We start from the raw sequence: 15,986 nt of genomic DNA on the forward strand, positions 1-15,986 counted from the left end.
GCACGACCACGTAAATATAAGAGGCGTGCTACGACATTGCAACGGCCGTATCACCATGTGATAGCGAAAACGTATAGCTGGAATTCAGAGATTTTCCAGGGCGTCACGCTCGGCGCACATCCGCTCGCAGACCTCCCGGTCGATGCGACCGTGCCAGGCGCCGCCCGACTTGATCGAGCTGCCGACGATGGCCCCGTCGGTGTGGGGCACGATCTCGGCCAGGTTCTCGACCCGCACCCCGGACCCCGCGACCAGAGGCAGCTCGGTGGCCGCGCGGATCGTCCGCAGATGATCGGCCGCGGGTGCGTCGCCGAGCCGGCTGCCGGTGACGATGAGGGCGTCGGCGTCGAACCAGGCGGCGTCCTTGGCCTGCTCGGTGAGCGAGCGGTCGGCCGTGATCGCGTGTGATCCCAGCTTCACCTGCACGTCGGCCCACACGGTGACGTGGTCGGCGCCGATGGCACGCCGGTAGCGCGTCATCAGGCCGGCCCGTCCCTCGACCAGGCCCTCGTTGGCGACGTAGGCGTTGACCCACTGATTGGAGCGCACGAACCGGGCCCCCGCGGCCACGGCCACGGCGAGCGAGCGGTCGACCGCGTTCGCCAGGCAGTTGACGCCCAGCGGAACCCGCACCGCCCGGGCGACCTCGGCCGTGACGACGGCCATGGCCGCCGGGGTCTCCGGACCGATGTCGTCGGGCTTGAGGAAGGGGATGTCCCAGCCGTTCTCGACGATCAGCCCGTCGAAGCCGGCGTCGACGAGGACCCGCGCCTCCTCGACCGCCCGCCGGACGACCGCTTCCATCCCCTGTTCCGGGGTGAACCGCGGCGAGCCGGGAAGCGGCAGCAGATGGATCATCCCGATCAGCGCGAAACGCCGCCCGAACAGCCGCTCAAGGTCACCGCGCCGCTCCGCGTCGCCGGCGCGATCAGTCGAGGTGGTGCCGATATCCGCCATGATTCCCGGTCAGGTTAACCCGGGCATGAGGGAATCGCCAGCGGCCATGGGAGGTCGCCCTCTTACCGTACGGCGGAACGACCCGGGAGACTGTGGTGGCATGAGCCTCGACGTCGCGCGGATTCGCGCGCTTTATCCCGCCCTCTCCGACGGATACGCCTGGCTGGACGCCGCTGCCGGCACCCAGGTGCCCCGGCCGGTGATCGAGGCCGTCGCCGCCGCCTACGCCGAGGGCATCGGCAACGCGCACGGCGCCTTCCCGGCCGGCGCACGGTCGGACGAGATCGTCGCGCGGGCGCGTCAGGCCGTGGCGGACCTGGTCGGCGGTGACGCGGGCGGCGTGGTGTTCGGCCCGAACATGACCACTTTGACCTACCGGTTCGCCTACACGCTGGCGAAGGACTGGGGGCCGGACGACGAGATCGTGGTCTCCCGGCTCGACCATGACGCGAACGTGCGGCCCTGGGTGCAGGCCGCCACCAGGGCCGGGGCCCGGATCCGGTGGGCGGCCGTCGAGGTGCCGAGCGGGGAACTGCCGGCCGGGCAGTACGACGAACTGGTGACCGACCGCACGAGACTGGTCGCCGTCACCGCGGCCAGCAACATCCTGGGCACCATGCCCGACGTCCGGCGGATCACCGAGCGGGCCCACGCCGTCGGCGCGCTGACCTACGTCGACGGCGTGCACGCCACCCCGCACAGCCCGATCGACATGGTCGCCCTCGGCGCGGACTTCTACGCGACCAGCTCCTACAAGTGGTCCGGGCCGCACATCGGCGCCGTCGCCGCCCGCCCCGAACTGCTCGAACGGCTCTCGCCCGACAAACTCGCCTCCTCGCCCGCGGAGGTGCCGGACCGGTTCGAAACGGGCACGTTGCCCTTCGCCGACCTGGCGGGGGTGGCCGCCGCGGTCGACCATCTGGCCGGGCTCGACCCGGACGCGACCGGCACCCGGCGGGAACGGCTGCTCGCCTCGATGGCGGCGGTCGAGGCCCACGAGCAGGCCGAGCTCGCCCACCTGCTCAAGGGCCTGTCGGCGCTGCCCGGCGTGGGCCTGGTCGGCTCGCCCCGGCGGCGCACGGCCACCGCGTACTTCACCGTCGCCGGGCACACCCCCCACCAGGTGGCCGAATATCTGGCCGCCCGCGCGATCAACGTGTGGGACGGGCACTGCTACGCCTGGGAGCTGACCCAGGCCTTCGGCATCCGCGACGCCGGGTCCGGCGTACGGGCCGGGCTGGTGCACTACAACGACAGATCGGACGTGGACCGCCTGCTCAACGCACTGGAAGACCTGACCAGCGGATGATCACACCGGGCCCGGCTCACGCCCGCTCGCATCGTCGAGTGCGCCCGCGGCGGGCGGCACCGCGAATGTCTGCACGTAGTCGATGGCTGCCCGCAGGGCTTCCTTCAGCGGGGTGATGTCACGGGCGACCTGGGCGAGGAGCATGCCGCCCTGAAAGGCGGCGAGCAGGAGACAGGCCAGCCGGGTGGGATCCGCCTCGGCGTCGAGGCGGCCGAGGGTCCGCATCCGTTCGAGTCCGTCTCGGAAGATGTTCCTCCACTGCTCGAACGCGTTCGCGAGTTCCGCGCGAACGTCAAGATCGGTCTTGATGATCTCGGCGGCGAGCGAGCCGAGGGTGCAGCCTTCCTGGTAGGAGCGCTCGTAGGCGACGTAGAAGCCCGCCCATTCCCGCAGCGAGTCGAGGCTTTCGAAGTGGGTGAACCGCTCACTGCGGTGGAAGGCGAGGACGCGCTCGGCCTGCCACTCGATGACCGCGAGGACAAGGCTCTCTTTGGTCGGGAAGTAGTGGTTGAGCTGTGAACCGCTGATGCCTGCCGCGCGCCGGAGCTGCTCGTTGTTGGTCGCGTGCACGCCCTTGGTGTAGATCAGCTCGGCGGCGTGCTCAAGGATGCGGGCCCGGGTCGCCTGCCCCTTGTTCGTGAGTCTCTGCGGCACGGGAGCTTCCGTGGTGGCTTCCATGACACGCACGATAACCCAGATTGGGCTTGACAGCCCATAGTTGCGTCGTGTTGGCTGGCGTTAGTGGGCTGGAAAGCCCAAAAAACGGCGTACAGGGAGGCACCCATGAAGGCGATCGTCGCGATGGACCAGGCCGCGGAAGCGGCCGGGATCACACTCGCGGAGCGGCCCGAGCCGACGCCGGCGATCAACGACGTCGTCGTCGAAGTCCACGCGTCGGGCTTCGTCCCCGCGGAGTGGGAGTGGCCCTCGACGTGGGTCGATCGCTCCGGTCACGATCGCGCCCCGGCGATCATCGGCCACGAGTTCGCCGGAGTGGTCTCCTCCCTCGGCTACGGCACGACGGGACTCTCGCTGGGACAGCGGGTCTTCGGCATCACGGACTGGCACCGCGACGGAACGCTGGCCGAGTACGCGGCCGTGGAGGCGCGCAACCTCGCGCCGCTGCCGGGTGACGTCGACTTCACGGTGGCCGCGGGTCTGCCGATCTCCGGCCTGACCGCCTGGCAGGGCCTGTTCCGGCACGGTCGTCTCCGGGCGGGGCAGAGCGTCCTGGCACACGGCGCCGCCGGCGCGGTCGGATCCGTGGTGACGCAGCTCGCGCGGGAGTCCGGCGCCTACGTGATCGGCACCGGCCGGGCGGCGGACCGCCAGGCGGCGCTCGACTTCGGCGCGAACGAGTTCCTCGACCTCGACCACGAGGATCTCGGCGACATCGGCGGGGTCGACCTGGTCTTCGACGTCATCGGCGGTGACGTCCAACGGCGTTCGGCGAGCATCATCCGGCCGGGCGGGACGCTGGTGTCGGTGGTCGGGCCCGTCGAGGCCCGCCCTGCCGACGGGCTGGCGGTCGACTTCGTCGTCGAGTCCGTCCCGAATCAGTTGGTGGAGATCGTCGACCGGGTGCGGGACGGGCGCCTTCGCGCCCACATCGGAACCGTCGCGCCCCTCGGCGACGCCATCCCCGCGCTCAACCCGGCCGAGCGGCGCAAGGGCAAGACCGTCATCCGGGTGCGCCCCTGACCTCGTTCCCGGCCTCCCCCGGAGGCCGGGCCGGTCTCAGGCGGCGATGTCCGACAGCGCCCGGTCGCGGGTCCGCACCCCGAGCCGGATGATCCCCGCCGCGACCAGCAGCAGCGCCACCATCGCGAACGACGCCGGACGGGCGCCGTATTGGGTCAGAATCGGCAGCACCACGAACGGCGTGACCGCACCGCCGAGGTGCCCGACCCCGTCGGCGATCGCCGAGGCGGTGCCCCGGGCGCGCGTCGGGAAGATCTCCGCCGTGTACGTGTAGGCGGGCGTGGCCATGAACGCGATGCCGAACGAGCTGAACAGGGCCCCGGCGGTGGCCGCCGCCTCCCCCAGGTTGAGGGAGATGAGCAGCAGCGAGGCCGCGAACACCAGGGTGCCGATGACCACCATCGTCCGCCGTTCCATCCGCTCGACCAGCAGCATCGCGGCCACCGCCGAGATCAGCGGCATCGCCCGCGTCAGCACGCTGACCAGGACCGCGTCCGAGGTGGAGATGCCGATGCCTTCGAGGATGAGGGGCAGGTAGCTGGCGTAGCCGTACATGGCGATGTAGAAGACGAACCAGAAGCCGAGCACGATCATCATGCGCGACAGGTAGGGCGCCTTGAACAGCGCCCGCGCGGGCACCCGTTCCTCCTCGGAGGTGGTGGCCTGTTCCTCGGCGGCCAGGTCGAGGACGGGCGCGGGCCCGCCGACCCTGGCCTCCATGTCCCGCACGATCGCGTCGGCCTCCGCCGTCCGGCCGACGGTGACGAGCCAGCGCGGCGACTCGGTCAGCGCCCGCCGGTTGACCAGCGGCAGCACCAGCAGCACGAGGGCGCCGAACCCGAGCAGCCAGCGCCAGCCGCCCTCGAACTTCAGCACCGGCAGCGAGGCGAACCCGGTGACGAGCAGCCCCACGGTCCCGACCGTGTAGAGGCGCGACAGGTAACCGCCGCGCTGGTGCTTGGGCGCCAGCTCCCCGATGTAGGCGGAGCACAACGCCAGCACCGCGCCCATGCCGCAGCCGGTGAGGAACCGGAAGAAGGTCAGCGACCAGACGTCCCAGGAGAAGGCGGTCAGCAGCCCGCCGACGCCGAGCGCGGAGATCGTCAGGAACAGGCCGCGCTGGCGGCCGTGCCGGTCGGCGATGTGCCCGAAGGCGTAGGCGCCGACGCAGTAGCCGACCAGGTTCCAGGTGATCGGGTAGCCGAGTTCGGCCCCGGTGAGCCCGAACGCGTCGCGCATCGCGGGCAGCGTGATGGTGAGGACGGAGATGTCGTAATTGGCGAAGAAGAAGCAGAGCATCAACGCGAACCAGGCCGCGCGGCTGAGCCCGACCTTCGGCATCGCGTCGATGCGGGCGTTGACACCGGCCGCGGACACGGCCGGCTGGGGGGTGGCGGACATCACGTGTCGACCTCACAAGGTTCAGGTGGACGTGGTGCGCCGACGATAGGCGGGCGTTTCGAAGGGTGGCCATCGCCGATCGGCGCACGTGCCCGTGCGCGAAAACGCAACGTGTCAGAGCGTCAGCGGGTGTCCGGCCCACTCCCGGCGGGCCGCGCGGACCAGCCCGGAGACGACCTCGTCGTGCTGGGCGCGGCTCCGCAACCAGGCCACGCCGAGCAGGAACTCCACATCGTCGCGGAGCGGGATGAGCGCGAACGCCGGGTCGGCGAAGATGTGGGAGCTGCCGCCGTGGCGGGGGTGCAGGGTCAGCGTGACGCCGTGGCTGCGGCGGATGTGGGCGGCCAGCATCACCGAGTCGTGGTCGGGCATGCGGTGCAGCGAGGTGATGCCCGCCTCGCGCAGCCTGCGGTGGAACTGGTTCATCGCGGTCGGCTGCACGGTCACGGGCCCGATCGTCATGGTCCGGTGGGTGAGGTCGCACAGGGACAGGTCGGGACGGGAGGCCAGCGGGTCGTCGGCACGGACGACCACGCAGAAGGTGTAGCGGGCCACCACCAGGCTGTCGAGTCCGGGCCGGTCGAGCGGAAGATGGACGAGCGCCAGGTCGAGCTCCCCGCGCTCCAGCCCCGGCAGCAGCTCGGCCGACGGCGCGGTGGTGACCTCGATCTCGTGGCCGGGGAAGCCCTGCTCGGTGACGGCCAGCAGCCGGTCCATGACGACGGGCGGCGACAGGTGGGTGCCCGCGACCCGAACCACGGCCTTGCCCGACGGCGCGGCATTGACCAGCGCCTTCAGCCCGTCGACCCGGGTCAGGACGTCACGCACCGGATCGACCAGCGCCTGCCCGTCGGGGGTCAGCTCGACCTGGTGGTAGCGCCGGACGAACAGCGCGACGCCGAGTTCGCGCTCCAGATCGCGGACAGCCCGGCTGACGGGTGAGGGGGTCAGGTGCAGCCGCTCGGCCGCCCGGCCGAAGTGGAGTTCCTGGGCCACCGCCAGGAAACACCGGAGCTGCTGCACGTCCATGCCGGGAGTCTGGTTCGCGCGTCACGGCACGTCAACCGGCACGTTGCGGATTCGGCAACGTGTCACCTTGCGGATTCGGACGTTTACCCACCGGAGTGCCGCGTGCCATCCTCACGCCATCCACCTGCGAGATTTGAGGTGATCAACCATGCCCAGTGGCCGTCCCCTGGACGGGGTCCGGGTCGTCGACCTGGCCGACGGCAAGGCCGAGATGTGCGGCCGGTTCCTCGCCGACCTGGGGGCCGACGTCATCCGGGTCGAGCCGCCCGGCGGCTCCCCGACCCGGAAGCGGGCGCACTACTTCGCCTCCCACAACGCCGGCAAACGCGGGGTGACCCTGACGCCGGGCGATCCCCGGCTGCTCGACCTGGCCGAGGGCGCCGACCTGCTGATCGAGACCGGACGGCCGGGCACGCTCGACGTCGCCGCGCTGATGGCCCGCAACCCGGCCCTGGTGGTCGTCTCGATCACCGACTTCGGCCAGAGCGGCCCCTACCGCGACTGGCTGGCGACCAACGCCACCCACCTCGCCCTGGGCGGGGTGCTCTCCCGCTCGGGCGTGCCCGGCCGCGCGCCGGTGTTGCCGCCCGGTCCGCTGGCCTACGAGTCGGCCGCGGTGCAGGCGGCGTGGGCGGGCCTGCTGGCCTACCTGGCCCGGCTCGACACCGGGCAGGGCGACCATGTCGACTGCTCGGTGTACGAGATGACCGCGCAGGTCCTGGACCCCGGTTACGGGATCGGCGGATCGGCGACCGGCGGCGTGCCGGCGACCGAGTTGCCGCGGGGGCGTCCCGAGGCCGGGAACCTGTATCCGATCTTCCGCTGCGCCGACGGCTACGTGCGCATCTGCGTGCTGGCCAAGCGGCAGTGGCGGGGCATGTTCGGCTGGCTCGGCGAGCCCGCCGAGTTCGCCGACCCCAAGTACGACACCCTGGGCGCCCGGTTCGGCGCCTCCGCGCGACTGCACGAGCTCATCGGCGACCTGTTCCGCGACCGGACCCGGGACGAACTGGTCGCGCAGGGCCAGGAACGCGGCGTGCCGATCGCGGCGCTGCTCGACCCGCGCGAGGTGCTGGACAGTCCCCACTTCGGCGCGCGGGGCACGTTCACCGACGGGATGCCGTCGGGCTATCTGGAGATCAACGGCGTGCGGGCGGGATTCCGGGGCCCGGCGCCGGAACCCGGCCGGCACAACGACGAGGTGTTCGCCGAGACCAGGCCCACGCCACCGGCCGTGCGCGGCGAGACGGCCGGACGCCGGCCCCTGGAGGGGCTGCGGGTGCTCGACCTGGGCGTGATCGTGGTCGGCGCCGAGCTCGGCCGGCTCCTGGCCGACCAGGGCGCCGAGGTCATCAAGATCGAGAGCCGGGCCTACCCCGACGGGAGCCGTCAGTCGCTCACCGGGGAGAAGATCAGCGTCAGCTTCGCCTGGGGGCACCGCAACAAGTTGAGCGCCGGGATCAACCTGCGCTCCCCCGAGGGGCTGGAGCTGTTCAAGAAGCTGGCCGCCGAGTCCGACGTGATCCTCTCGAACTTCAAGCCCGGCACCCTCGAATCGCTCGGCCTCGGCTACGACGTCATCAGCGCGCTCAACCCGCGCGTCGTCATGGCCGACAGCAGCGCGCTCGGTTCGACCGGGCCGTGGAGCAGGCGGATGGGCTACGGGCCGCTCGTCCGCGCCTCGACCGGGCTGACCATGCTCTGGCGCGACCACGGCGTCGAAGACGGGTTCTGCGACGCGATCACCATCTATCCCGACCACATCGCGGCCCGCGTCGGCGCGGTCGGCGTCATCGCCTCGCTGATCGCGCGGCGGCGCACCGGGAAGGGCGGCACCGTCAGCGTCGCCCAGGCCGAGACCATCATCACCCAGTTCTCCACCGAGTTCCTGGAGGGCTCCTTCCCCACCGGCCCGTTCGAGCGGCTGTACCCGTGCGCCGGAGACGACGAATGGATCATCGCCGACCCGCAGACCGATGAGCAGGAGCGTTCCCTGCACGAGCTCACCGGCCCCGACGTCGCCGCCTGGACCTCACGGTTCCCGCCCAGGGAGGCGATGGCGCTGCTCCAGGCGGCCGGGGTGCCCGCCGGGATGATGCAGCGGGTCACCGAGTACCCCGACGACCCCCAACTGGCCGCACGCGGGTTCCTGCGGGAGATGCGCCAGACGTACATCGACCATGTGGTGCTGACCGAGAACGGGCCCGCCACCTTCACCCGGGTCGCCGACCCGGACCTGCGTCCCGCGCCGCTCGCCGGTGAGCACACCCGGCAGGTGGCCGCGCGGCTGCTCGGCCTGACCGAATCCGAGATCGAGGCCTTGATCGAGGCCGGAGCACTGGAAGGACCCGACGGTGAATGAGACACGGAGTGAGCCCGCCGCGCTGGTGGAGCGCCGCGGCCATGTCATGGTGATCACGTTCAACCGCCCGGAGGTGCGCAACGCCGTCGACGGCGCGCTCACCCGCGCGGTGGGGGAAGCGCTCGACGAGGCGGCCGACGATCCCGCGGTGCGGGCCGTCGTGGTCACCGGAGCGGGCGACCGGGCGTTCTGCGCCGGGGCCGACCTGAAGGCCGTGGCCCGGGGTGAGTTCGACGGCGACGGCGTGAAACCCCATTGGGGATTCGCCGGATGTGTGACCCATCCGATCAGCAAGCCCGTGATCGCGGCGGTGAACGGCTTCGCGCTGGGCGGCGGCACCGAGATCGCGTTGTGGGCCGATCTGGTCGTGGCCGCCGACACCGCCGTCTTCGGGCTGCCCGAGGTGCGGCGCGGCATCATCGCCGGGGCCGGGGGCGCGTTCCGGATCGTCGAGCAGTTGCCGTTGAAGGTGGCGATGGAGATCCTGCTGACCGGGCGGCACGTACCCGCCGACGAGATGCACCGGTTGGGGCTGGTCAACCGGGTGGTGCCGCTCGACGAGGTGGTCTCGGCGGCGGTCGAGCTGGCGGAGTCGATCGCCGGCAACGCGCCGCTGGCCGTACAGGCGAGCAAGCGGATCGCCCGGGGGCTGAGCGAGACCGAGTCGTGGAACCGGACCTCGGCCGAGACGAGGGCCGTGATGGAGTCCGCCGACGCGAAAGAGGGCCCGCGCGCCTTCGCCGAGAAGCGCGCGCCGGTGTGGGAGGGCCGATGAACGCCGTGATCGCCGGGCTCGGCATCACCGAGATGGGCAAGGTCTACGGCCGGACCGCGCCGGAGTTCGCCGCCGACGCGGTCCGCCTCGCCGTCGACGACGCCGGGCTGGCCCTGGCCGACGTCGACGGCCTGCTGACCAACACCGGCATCACCGGCGACGTCGGACTCGGCCTGCAACGCGACCTCGGGCTGCGTGACCTGCGGCTGCTGTCGGAGGTGCAGGCCTACGGGTCGTCGGCCGGCGCGATGGTGCAGTACGCCGCGATGGCGGTCATGTCCGGCATGGCATCGGTCGTGGCCTGCGTCTTCGCCGACGCGCCGCTGAAGGAGCCCGGTGCCGGAGCGGGCGCCGCCTACGCGGGCCTGACCACCACCGGCTGGCGGGGGCTGGCGGCGGCGTCGGGCATCTACAGCGCCAACACCATGTACGCCCTGGCCGCCCGCCGCCACATGCGCACTTACGGCACCACCAGCGAACAACTCGGTCACATCGCGGTCGCCCAGCGGGCGTGGGCCGCGCTCAACCCGCTGGCCCAGATGCGCGACCCGATCACCCTGGCCGACCACCAGAGCTCCCGCTGGATCGCCGAACCGTTCCACCTGCTCGACTGCTGCCTGGTCAGCAACGGCGGCGTCGCCGTCATCGTCACCACCGCCGACCGCGCCGCCGACCTGAACCAGCCGCCGGTCCGCATCCTCGGCTGGGCCCAGACCCATCCCGGGAACGACGAACAGCTCGGCCTGGTCAGCGGCGCCGCGATCTCCGGCCCGGCCGCCCTGAAGATGGCCGGGGCGACCATCGCGGACATCGACGTCGCCGAACTCTACGACTGCTACACCTTCACCGCGCTGCTCTCGCTGGAGGACTACGGCTTCTGCGCCAAGGGCGAAGGCGGCCCGTTCGCCGCGAGCGGCGCCCTGGGGCCGGGCGGGTCGCTGGCCGTCAACACGGGCGGCGGCCAGCTTTCCTCCTATTACATGTGGGGCATGACCCCGCTGTCGGAGGCCGTCGTCCAGGCCCGCGGCCAGGGCGGCGACCGGCAGGCGCCCCGCAACGACCTCGTGCTGGTCAGCGGCAACGGCGGCCTGCTCGACCACCACTCGACGCTCATCCTCAGCGCGCGGTAAGGAGACCGACATGCCCGTGGGAATCGTCCGGCGCGACGCCGCCACCACCGAGTTCTTCGACGGCACCGCCCGGGGAGAACTCCTGATCCGATCCTGCGCGTGTGGCGCGTTCGCGGCTCCCCAGGCCCGCACCTGCCCCGCGTGCGGGTGCGAGCTGACGGCCTGGGCCGCCGCCGCCGGGACCGGGACCGTCGAGACGTGGTCGATCGTCCACAACCGGAAGCTGCCGCCGGTGACGGTCGCCATCGTCCGCCTGGACGAGGGCCCCTGGATGCAGACCCAGCTCGTCGGCGACCTGCCCGATGATCTGCGGGATCTCCGGGTCCGGGTCGCCTTCGAACAACCCCAGGGCGGCGAGGCCGTCCCCGTCTTCGGCGCCGCCGGCTAGAGCCGGGTGAAGGTCAGGTGCGTGACACCTGAGGGAGCCGAAACCGCTTCGATCGTGTACGTCTCCTCCAGCGCCTCCAGCCCGTCCCAGAGCCGGACCCCGCGGCCGAGCAGGATCGGCACCTGCACCAGGTGCAGATGATCGATCAGCCCGGCGGCGAGGAAGTCGCGAACGACCGTGGGCCCGCCGCCGACGCGCACGTCCAGGCCGTCGGCGGCCGCACGGGCCCGGGTGAGCGCCTCGGCGGGTGAGGCGTCCAGGAAGTGGAAGGTGGTGCCGCCGGCCATCTCGATCGACGGCCTCGGCCGGTGGGTGAGCACGAAGACGGGCGTCCGGAACGGCGGGATGTCCCCCCACCAGCCCCGCCAGGCCGGGTCGTCCTGCCAGCCGGGCGGGCCGAACTTGCCGGCGCCCATGATCTCGGCGCCGATGCCGTGACCGTGCCGTGCCGCGAACACGTGGTCGGCGCCCCCGGCGCCGCCGTCGCCACCTTGCGTCTCGTGCCAGAACCGGGTGGCGAACATCCACTCGTGCAGCCGTTCCCCGGCGTGCCCGAACGGCGCGTCGAGGGCCTGGCCGTCGCCGGTGGCGAAACCGTCAAGCGAGATCGAGAGATTGTGGACGCGTACCGCGGACATGAGCGGGCTCCTTTGGTCGGGCTCTCACCGATGAGTCGGAGCCGGCGGCCCGTTCTCTACATGCCTCCGCGGGTTCAGGGGCCGAGGCTCCAGGCGCGGAGTGTGCGGTCCCGGGTCGCGCCCACGATGACGGATCGGCCGGCGAGTTCGGCCAGGGCCACGGTGGGGGCGGAGCCGAGTTCGCCGACGACTTCGCCGGTGTCGAGGTTCCAGATCCGTACGGTGATCTCGTCGCCGGCCGGGTTGTGGGCGACCACCGCGATGGGCACGTCGCCGAGTCGCCCGGCGGCGAGGGCGGCGGCGCCGCGGTCGTCGGGGCTGCGGTCGCTGAACGGCCACTTCTGCCGGCTTTCGCCGGTGGCCAGGTCGTGGACGCGGAGGGTGGCGTCCAGGTGGGTGGAGACCAGGATGGGCCTGCCGCCGGACTCGCCGCAGGCGAGCAGTTCGATGCCGCCGACGTCGCCGGTGCCGAAGGAATGCCGGAGTTTTCCGGTGGCGAGGCTCCAGACCCGGATTCGTTCCTCCCCGTCACCGGTGACGAGCACGTCGTCGTCGCCGAGCCGGCCGAACGCCAGGCCGCTGACGCCCTGGAAGTGGTCGGTGATCGTGGCGCCGATCTGCCTGCCGGTGGCGATGTCGATGAGGCGGACGACACTGTGCAGGTCGCTCAGGCTGTCGTACTTCTGGGTGACGGCCACCGCCCGCCGACCGGCCGAGACCCCGATGACGGGGTCGCCGGCCCGGTGCGTGGCGAGCTCCGCGCCCGTCGGGCTCCACAACCGTAGCGTGCCGTCGGTGTGTCCGGTGGTCACGACCGGCGTGCCGCCACGGGTGCCGATCGCCGCCGAGGTCACCGCGGCGCCTCGATCGCCGAGCCGGGTGAGCGTGGTGGTGTCGGCGTCCCAGACGAACGTGACGCCCTCGGACGTGCCGCAGACGACGGTGGCCCCGGCGGCGGCGACGGACGTCGGGACACCGTCTCCCCCGGGCAGGGCGATCGGCCCCCTGACCTCCGCGCCGAAGGGCCGGGCCGCCGCGACGGGGGCGGGCGAACCCTCACGGGTGGCCGACGGAGTGGTGGAGGGGGACGGCGTGAGTTCTCTGTCGCGGAAGACGGCGAGGGCGGAGATCGCCGCCGCGCCCACGGCGGCCGCACCGCCGATCAGCACGCGGCGGCTCATCTTCCCGGCCTGGTGCGGGCGGGTCGGCGCGTCGTTCACCGGTACGCGCGCGGGCTCGGTGTTCACCGGCGACGGGATCGGCTCCGCCGGCCTGATCAACCGTCGCAGCAGATCGGCCGCCGGCGGGCGTAGCGCGGGGTCCTTGGCGAGGCACGACCTGAGGGAGTCCCCCAGGTGAGCGGGCACTCCGGAGAGGTCGGGTTCCCTGCTGAGGACGGCGTTCACGAGGGCGGGAACGGTCTGCCCCGCGAACGGCTGACGGCCGGTCGCGGCGAAGACCATCGTGCCCGCCCAGCTGAAGACGTCGGACGCGGGTGTCACGCGCTCGCCCCTGAACTGCTCGGGCGACATGTAGGCCGGCGTGCCGATCGGCCCCGACGCCAGTGTGGTCGAGTCGAGCGCCTTGGCGATGCCGAAGTCGATCACGATGGGCCCCTCCGGCCCGACCAGCACGTTGGCCGGCTTGAAGTCGCGGTGCACGATTCCGGCTTCGTGGATGGCGGCGAGCGCCGTCAGGGTGGAGATCGCGAGCCGGTCCAGCGCGCCACCCGTCCGCGGGCCGGCGGAGCGGACGAGCGTTTGGAGGGTGTCCCCGGCGATGTACTCGCTCACGATGTACGGCTGCTGGTCCAGGAGCCCGACGTCGAGCACGGCCGCCGTGCAGAACGCGGCCACCCGTCGCACCGCCTCGACCTCACGCAGGAAACCCTTCGCTGCGTGCCTGTCGCGGTTCAGGGGAGGGTGCAGCAGCTTGACGGCGACCTTGCGCCCGGCCTCGTCGATCCCCTGGTAGACCACTCCCTGACCGCCGGTGCCGAGCACGCCGACCAGCCGGTAGGCGCCGATCCGTTCGGGGTCTCCGGGTCGGAGCGGGTGAACGTCCGGCATCCCGCTCCTTTGTCGGTTCACTCGGGCGATCTACACGATACGACGCGTTCTCGTGATGCCGGGTCTCGGTTTCGAGATCACATTCCTCATCGGGCCGATCTCAGTTGCCCGTCGAGCAGGACGAGCGCCGCTTCGGGGGTGTGGTGGCCCAGCAGGATGTCGGACGCCAGCCCGTCGATCAGCGCCAGCGTCGTGTCGGCCGCGGCCCTCGTGTCGCCCTCCACTCCGGCCGCCGCCAGTTGACCGGCGACCACGTCGGTGAGCGCGGCCCGGCCCTGCCGGTAGCGTACGGCCAAGACCGGGTTCCTGAGCGCGCGGGCGAACAGGGCCGAGCCCACCAGCGTCTCCATCCTGCTGACCGGGTCGACCCGCAGCAGGGCCACCAGCAGGGCCCGCAGGTGGTGGCGCGGGCCCGCGCGCTCATCCCGGGCGGCCAGGTCGAACTCTGGCCGCACGCCACCCACTCGATCGCGGGCCAGTGCGCCGCCGAAGTCAACGCGCGGGTTCTGCGCTTCCTGTCCTGAGCGCGCGCAGGGCCGAGCCCCAGGCCAGGACCTGGTCGAGCACGAGGTTCAGCCGGTCCTCGTGGACGGCGGCGGGCTTGAAGCCGTCGGCGAAGTCGGTGTGGATCGACAGGCCCACCTGGTTCGACACGGTGGCCACGCTGAGCAGGCCCAGGACGTGGCGCAGGTGGGAGATCGCCCGGGGTGCGCCGTCCACGCCGTAGCCGACGAAACCGGCCGCCTTGTTCGCCCATTCGGCGTACAGGAAGTCGAGGGCGTTCTTGAGCGCGCCGGGATAGGAGTTGTTGTACTCGGGGGTCACGATCACGAACGCGTCCAGGGGCGAGATCGTGGCCGACCAGCGTTTGGTGTGCTCGTGCTGATAGCGGCCCATGGCGGGGTGCTCGGGTTCGTCGAGGTTGCCCAGGCCGTAGTCCTTCAGATCGATGAGTTCGTACTCGGCGTCGCCTCGTTTGACCGCCAGATCGTGGACCCAGTGTGCCACCGCCTCGCCGTTGCGGCCGGGACGGGTGCTGCCCAGGATGATGCCTGTCCTCAGCATGCGGAATGCCTCCTCAGTCGGTTACGGGAACCAACGTAGGGAGGGCTTCTGAGATAGTGAATGCGCTGCTGTCCAACATTTATACGCGATCGTCTCGTGCTCTAGACTCCGCGCATGGACATGCTCAGCGACGTGGTGGCCTTCATGCGAGGCGGCCGCCCCGCCTCCGTCCGCGTCTCGTGGCGGGCGCCCTGGGGGGTGTCGTTCCGCGTGGCGCCCGGGTCGGCGGGGTTCCATGTCGTGCTGCGCGGGTCGTGCTGGCTCATTCCCCCCGGCGGTGAGCCCGTTCCGCTGAGCGTGGGAGACGTGGTGTTCCTGCCGCACAGCGGCCCGTTCGGGCTGGCCGACGATCCGGCGAGGCCGCTGGTCGAGTCGGACTGCGCGCCGCATTCGGACCTGTTCGCCTCGGCCGGCCAGACCGGCGACGGAACCGAGACGGTGACCCTGGCCTGCAGTTACCAGATCGACCCCGACCGGACCCACCCGATACTCAACGCGCTGCCCGGGGTGATCCACCTGCCCGCGACGCTGGGCAGCCACCCGGAGCTGCGGGCCGCCGTCGAACTGCTGGCCGCCGAGATCGACGACCCGCGCCCCGGCAGCGACACCGTCGTGTCGTCGCTGCTCGACATGCTGCAGCTCTACGTCCTGCGGGCCTACTTCGAGACCCAGGAGGAGCCCTGCGCGATGACCGGATGGGCCGCCGCACTCGCCGATCCCGCCATCGGCCGCGCGCTCGACGCCATCCACCGCACCCCCGCCCACCGCTGGACGGTCGAGTCGCTCGGCGTCCACGCGGGCATGTCGCGGGCCGGTTTCGCCCGCCGGTTCACGGGGCTGGTCGGGCAACCGCCGCTGGCCTACCTGACCTGGTGGCGCCTGGTGACCGCGGCGCGCATGTTGCGCGAGTCGGAGGCGTCGGTGGCGGAGGTGGCCGAGCGGGTGGGCTACGGGTCGGAGTTCGCCTTCGGCAACGCTTTCAAGCGCGAGTTCGGCGTCGCGCCCGGCCGGTTCCGGCACCGAGCCGCCCGCGGAGCCGCCTGAGCCGGAGCCCCGGCGGCGCGGTCCCGCCGGCCTCTTCACAAACGAAAGTTTCATCCTGTGCGCCGGGAGCGGAAACGCGTCTTCCCAGGCCGGCATGCTGCCCAGGCGCGCCTCCGGG

General features: G+C 71.8%; 15 protein-coding genes. 7 read left to right on the forward strand and 8 right to left on the reverse strand.

Annotation, left to right across the window (positions count from 1 at the left end; all coding sequences use genetic code 11):
- Positions 1 to 84: 84 nt before the first annotated feature.
- Positions 85 to 957, reverse strand: a complete 873-nt coding sequence (locus tag AW273_RS34575) for a BtpA/SgcQ family protein (RefSeq protein WP_063910209.1) — start codon at positions 955 to 957, stop codon at positions 85 to 87.
- Positions 958 to 1,057: 100 nt separating this feature from the next.
- On the opposite strand from AW273_RS34575, the gene AW273_RS34580 reads away from it, so the two are divergent.
- A complete protein-coding gene (locus AW273_RS34580) occupies positions 1,058 to 2,266 on the forward strand; it encodes a cysteine desulfurase-like protein (protein WP_062357714.1) in 1,209 nt (402 codons plus the stop codon).
- On the opposite strand, the gene AW273_RS34585 is transcribed toward AW273_RS34580, so the two are convergent.
- Positions 2,267 to 2,944: a TetR/AcrR family transcriptional regulator gene (locus tag AW273_RS34585; RefSeq protein ID WP_062357716.1), complete on the reverse strand. Its 678-nt coding sequence runs from the start codon at positions 2,942 to 2,944 to the stop codon at positions 2,267 to 2,269. It abuts the gene before it with no gap.
- A 105-nt stretch (positions 2,945 to 3,049) separates the two neighbouring features.
- Between AW273_RS34585 and AW273_RS34590 the strand changes: the two genes are divergently transcribed.
- Positions 3,050 to 3,967: an NADP-dependent oxidoreductase gene (locus AW273_RS34590; RefSeq protein WP_062357718.1), complete on the forward strand. Its 918-nt coding sequence runs from the start codon at positions 3,050 to 3,052 to the stop codon at positions 3,965 to 3,967.
- Positions 3,968 to 4,003: 36 nt separating this feature from the next.
- Here AW273_RS34590 and AW273_RS34595 read toward each other — a convergent pair whose 3' ends face one another.
- The gene (locus AW273_RS34595; RefSeq protein ID WP_062357719.1) at positions 4,004 to 5,368 is read right to left on the reverse strand and encodes an MFS transporter; all 1,365 of its coding nucleotides are present in this window, start codon (positions 5,366 to 5,368) and stop codon (positions 4,004 to 4,006) included.
- A 114-nt stretch (positions 5,369 to 5,482) separates the two neighbouring features.
- Positions 5,483 to 6,397 (reverse strand): LysR family transcriptional regulator, encoded by a 915-nt coding sequence (locus AW273_RS34600; RefSeq protein ID WP_062357720.1) that lies wholly within the window; start codon positions 6,395 to 6,397, stop codon positions 5,483 to 5,485.
- A 148-nt stretch (positions 6,398 to 6,545) separates the two neighbouring features.
- Here AW273_RS34600 and AW273_RS34605 point away from each other — a divergent pair, with 148 nt between their 5' ends.
- From AW273_RS34605 to AW273_RS34620, 4 genes are read left to right on the forward strand one after another with little or no spacing between them, the layout of a single operon-like run.
- Positions 6,546 to 8,759: a CaiB/BaiF CoA transferase family protein gene (locus tag AW273_RS34605; RefSeq protein ID WP_062357721.1), complete on the forward strand. Its 2,214-nt coding sequence runs from the start codon at positions 6,546 to 6,548 to the stop codon at positions 8,757 to 8,759.
- Positions 8,752 to 9,534, forward strand: a complete 783-nt coding sequence (locus tag AW273_RS34610) for a crotonase/enoyl-CoA hydratase family protein (RefSeq protein ID WP_062357724.1) — start codon at positions 8,752 to 8,754, stop codon at positions 9,532 to 9,534. The genes AW273_RS34605 and AW273_RS34610 overlap by 8 nt, the downstream gene beginning before the upstream one ends.
- On the forward strand, positions 9,531 to 10,664 hold the full coding sequence (locus AW273_RS34615; protein WP_062357726.1) for a thiolase family protein: 1,134 nt from the start codon (positions 9,531 to 9,533) through the stop codon (positions 10,662 to 10,664). Before AW273_RS34610 ends, AW273_RS34615 begins: the two co-directional genes overlap by 4 nt.
- A gap of 10 nt (positions 10,665 to 10,674) precedes the next feature.
- Positions 10,675 to 11,052 (forward strand): Zn-ribbon domain-containing OB-fold protein, encoded by a 378-nt coding sequence (locus AW273_RS34620; protein WP_062357728.1) that lies wholly within the window; start codon positions 10,675 to 10,677, stop codon positions 11,050 to 11,052.
- Here AW273_RS34620 and AW273_RS34625 read toward each other — a convergent pair.
- From AW273_RS34625 to AW273_RS34640, 4 genes are all read right to left on the reverse strand, one after another.
- The gene (locus AW273_RS34625) at positions 11,049 to 11,690 is read right to left on the reverse strand and encodes a dihydrofolate reductase family protein (RefSeq protein ID WP_062357731.1); all 642 of its coding nucleotides are present in this window, start codon (positions 11,688 to 11,690) and stop codon (positions 11,049 to 11,051) included. The genes AW273_RS34620 and AW273_RS34625 overlap by 4 nt on opposite strands.
- A 74-nt stretch (positions 11,691 to 11,764) precedes the next feature.
- Positions 11,765 to 13,759: a WD40 repeat domain-containing serine/threonine protein kinase gene (locus AW273_RS34630; protein WP_062357733.1), complete on the reverse strand. Its 1,995-nt coding sequence runs from the start codon at positions 13,757 to 13,759 to the stop codon at positions 11,765 to 11,767.
- Positions 13,760 to 13,845: 86 nt separating this feature from the next.
- Positions 13,846 to 14,214, reverse strand: coding sequence for a TetR family transcriptional regulator C-terminal domain-containing protein (locus tag AW273_RS34635; protein ID WP_062357735.1), 369 nt, complete (start codon positions 14,212 to 14,214; stop codon positions 13,846 to 13,848).
- 37 nt (positions 14,215 to 14,251) lie between these two features.
- Positions 14,252 to 14,824, reverse strand: coding sequence for an NADPH-dependent FMN reductase (locus AW273_RS34640; protein ID WP_062357737.1), 573 nt, complete (start codon positions 14,822 to 14,824; stop codon positions 14,252 to 14,254).
- A gap of 114 nt (positions 14,825 to 14,938) precedes the next feature.
- Here AW273_RS34640 and AW273_RS34645 point away from each other — a divergent pair, with 114 nt between their 5' ends.
- Positions 14,939 to 15,868 (forward strand): AraC family transcriptional regulator, encoded by a 930-nt coding sequence (locus tag AW273_RS34645; protein WP_062357739.1) that lies wholly within the window; start codon positions 14,939 to 14,941, stop codon positions 15,866 to 15,868.
- The last annotated feature ends 118 nt before the right edge of the window (positions 15,869 to 15,986 follow it).

This window comes from Herbidospora yilanensis, from assembly GCF_001570565.1.
Taxonomy (GTDB): Bacteria; Actinomycetota; Actinomycetes; order Streptosporangiales; family Streptosporangiaceae; genus Herbidospora; species Herbidospora yilanensis.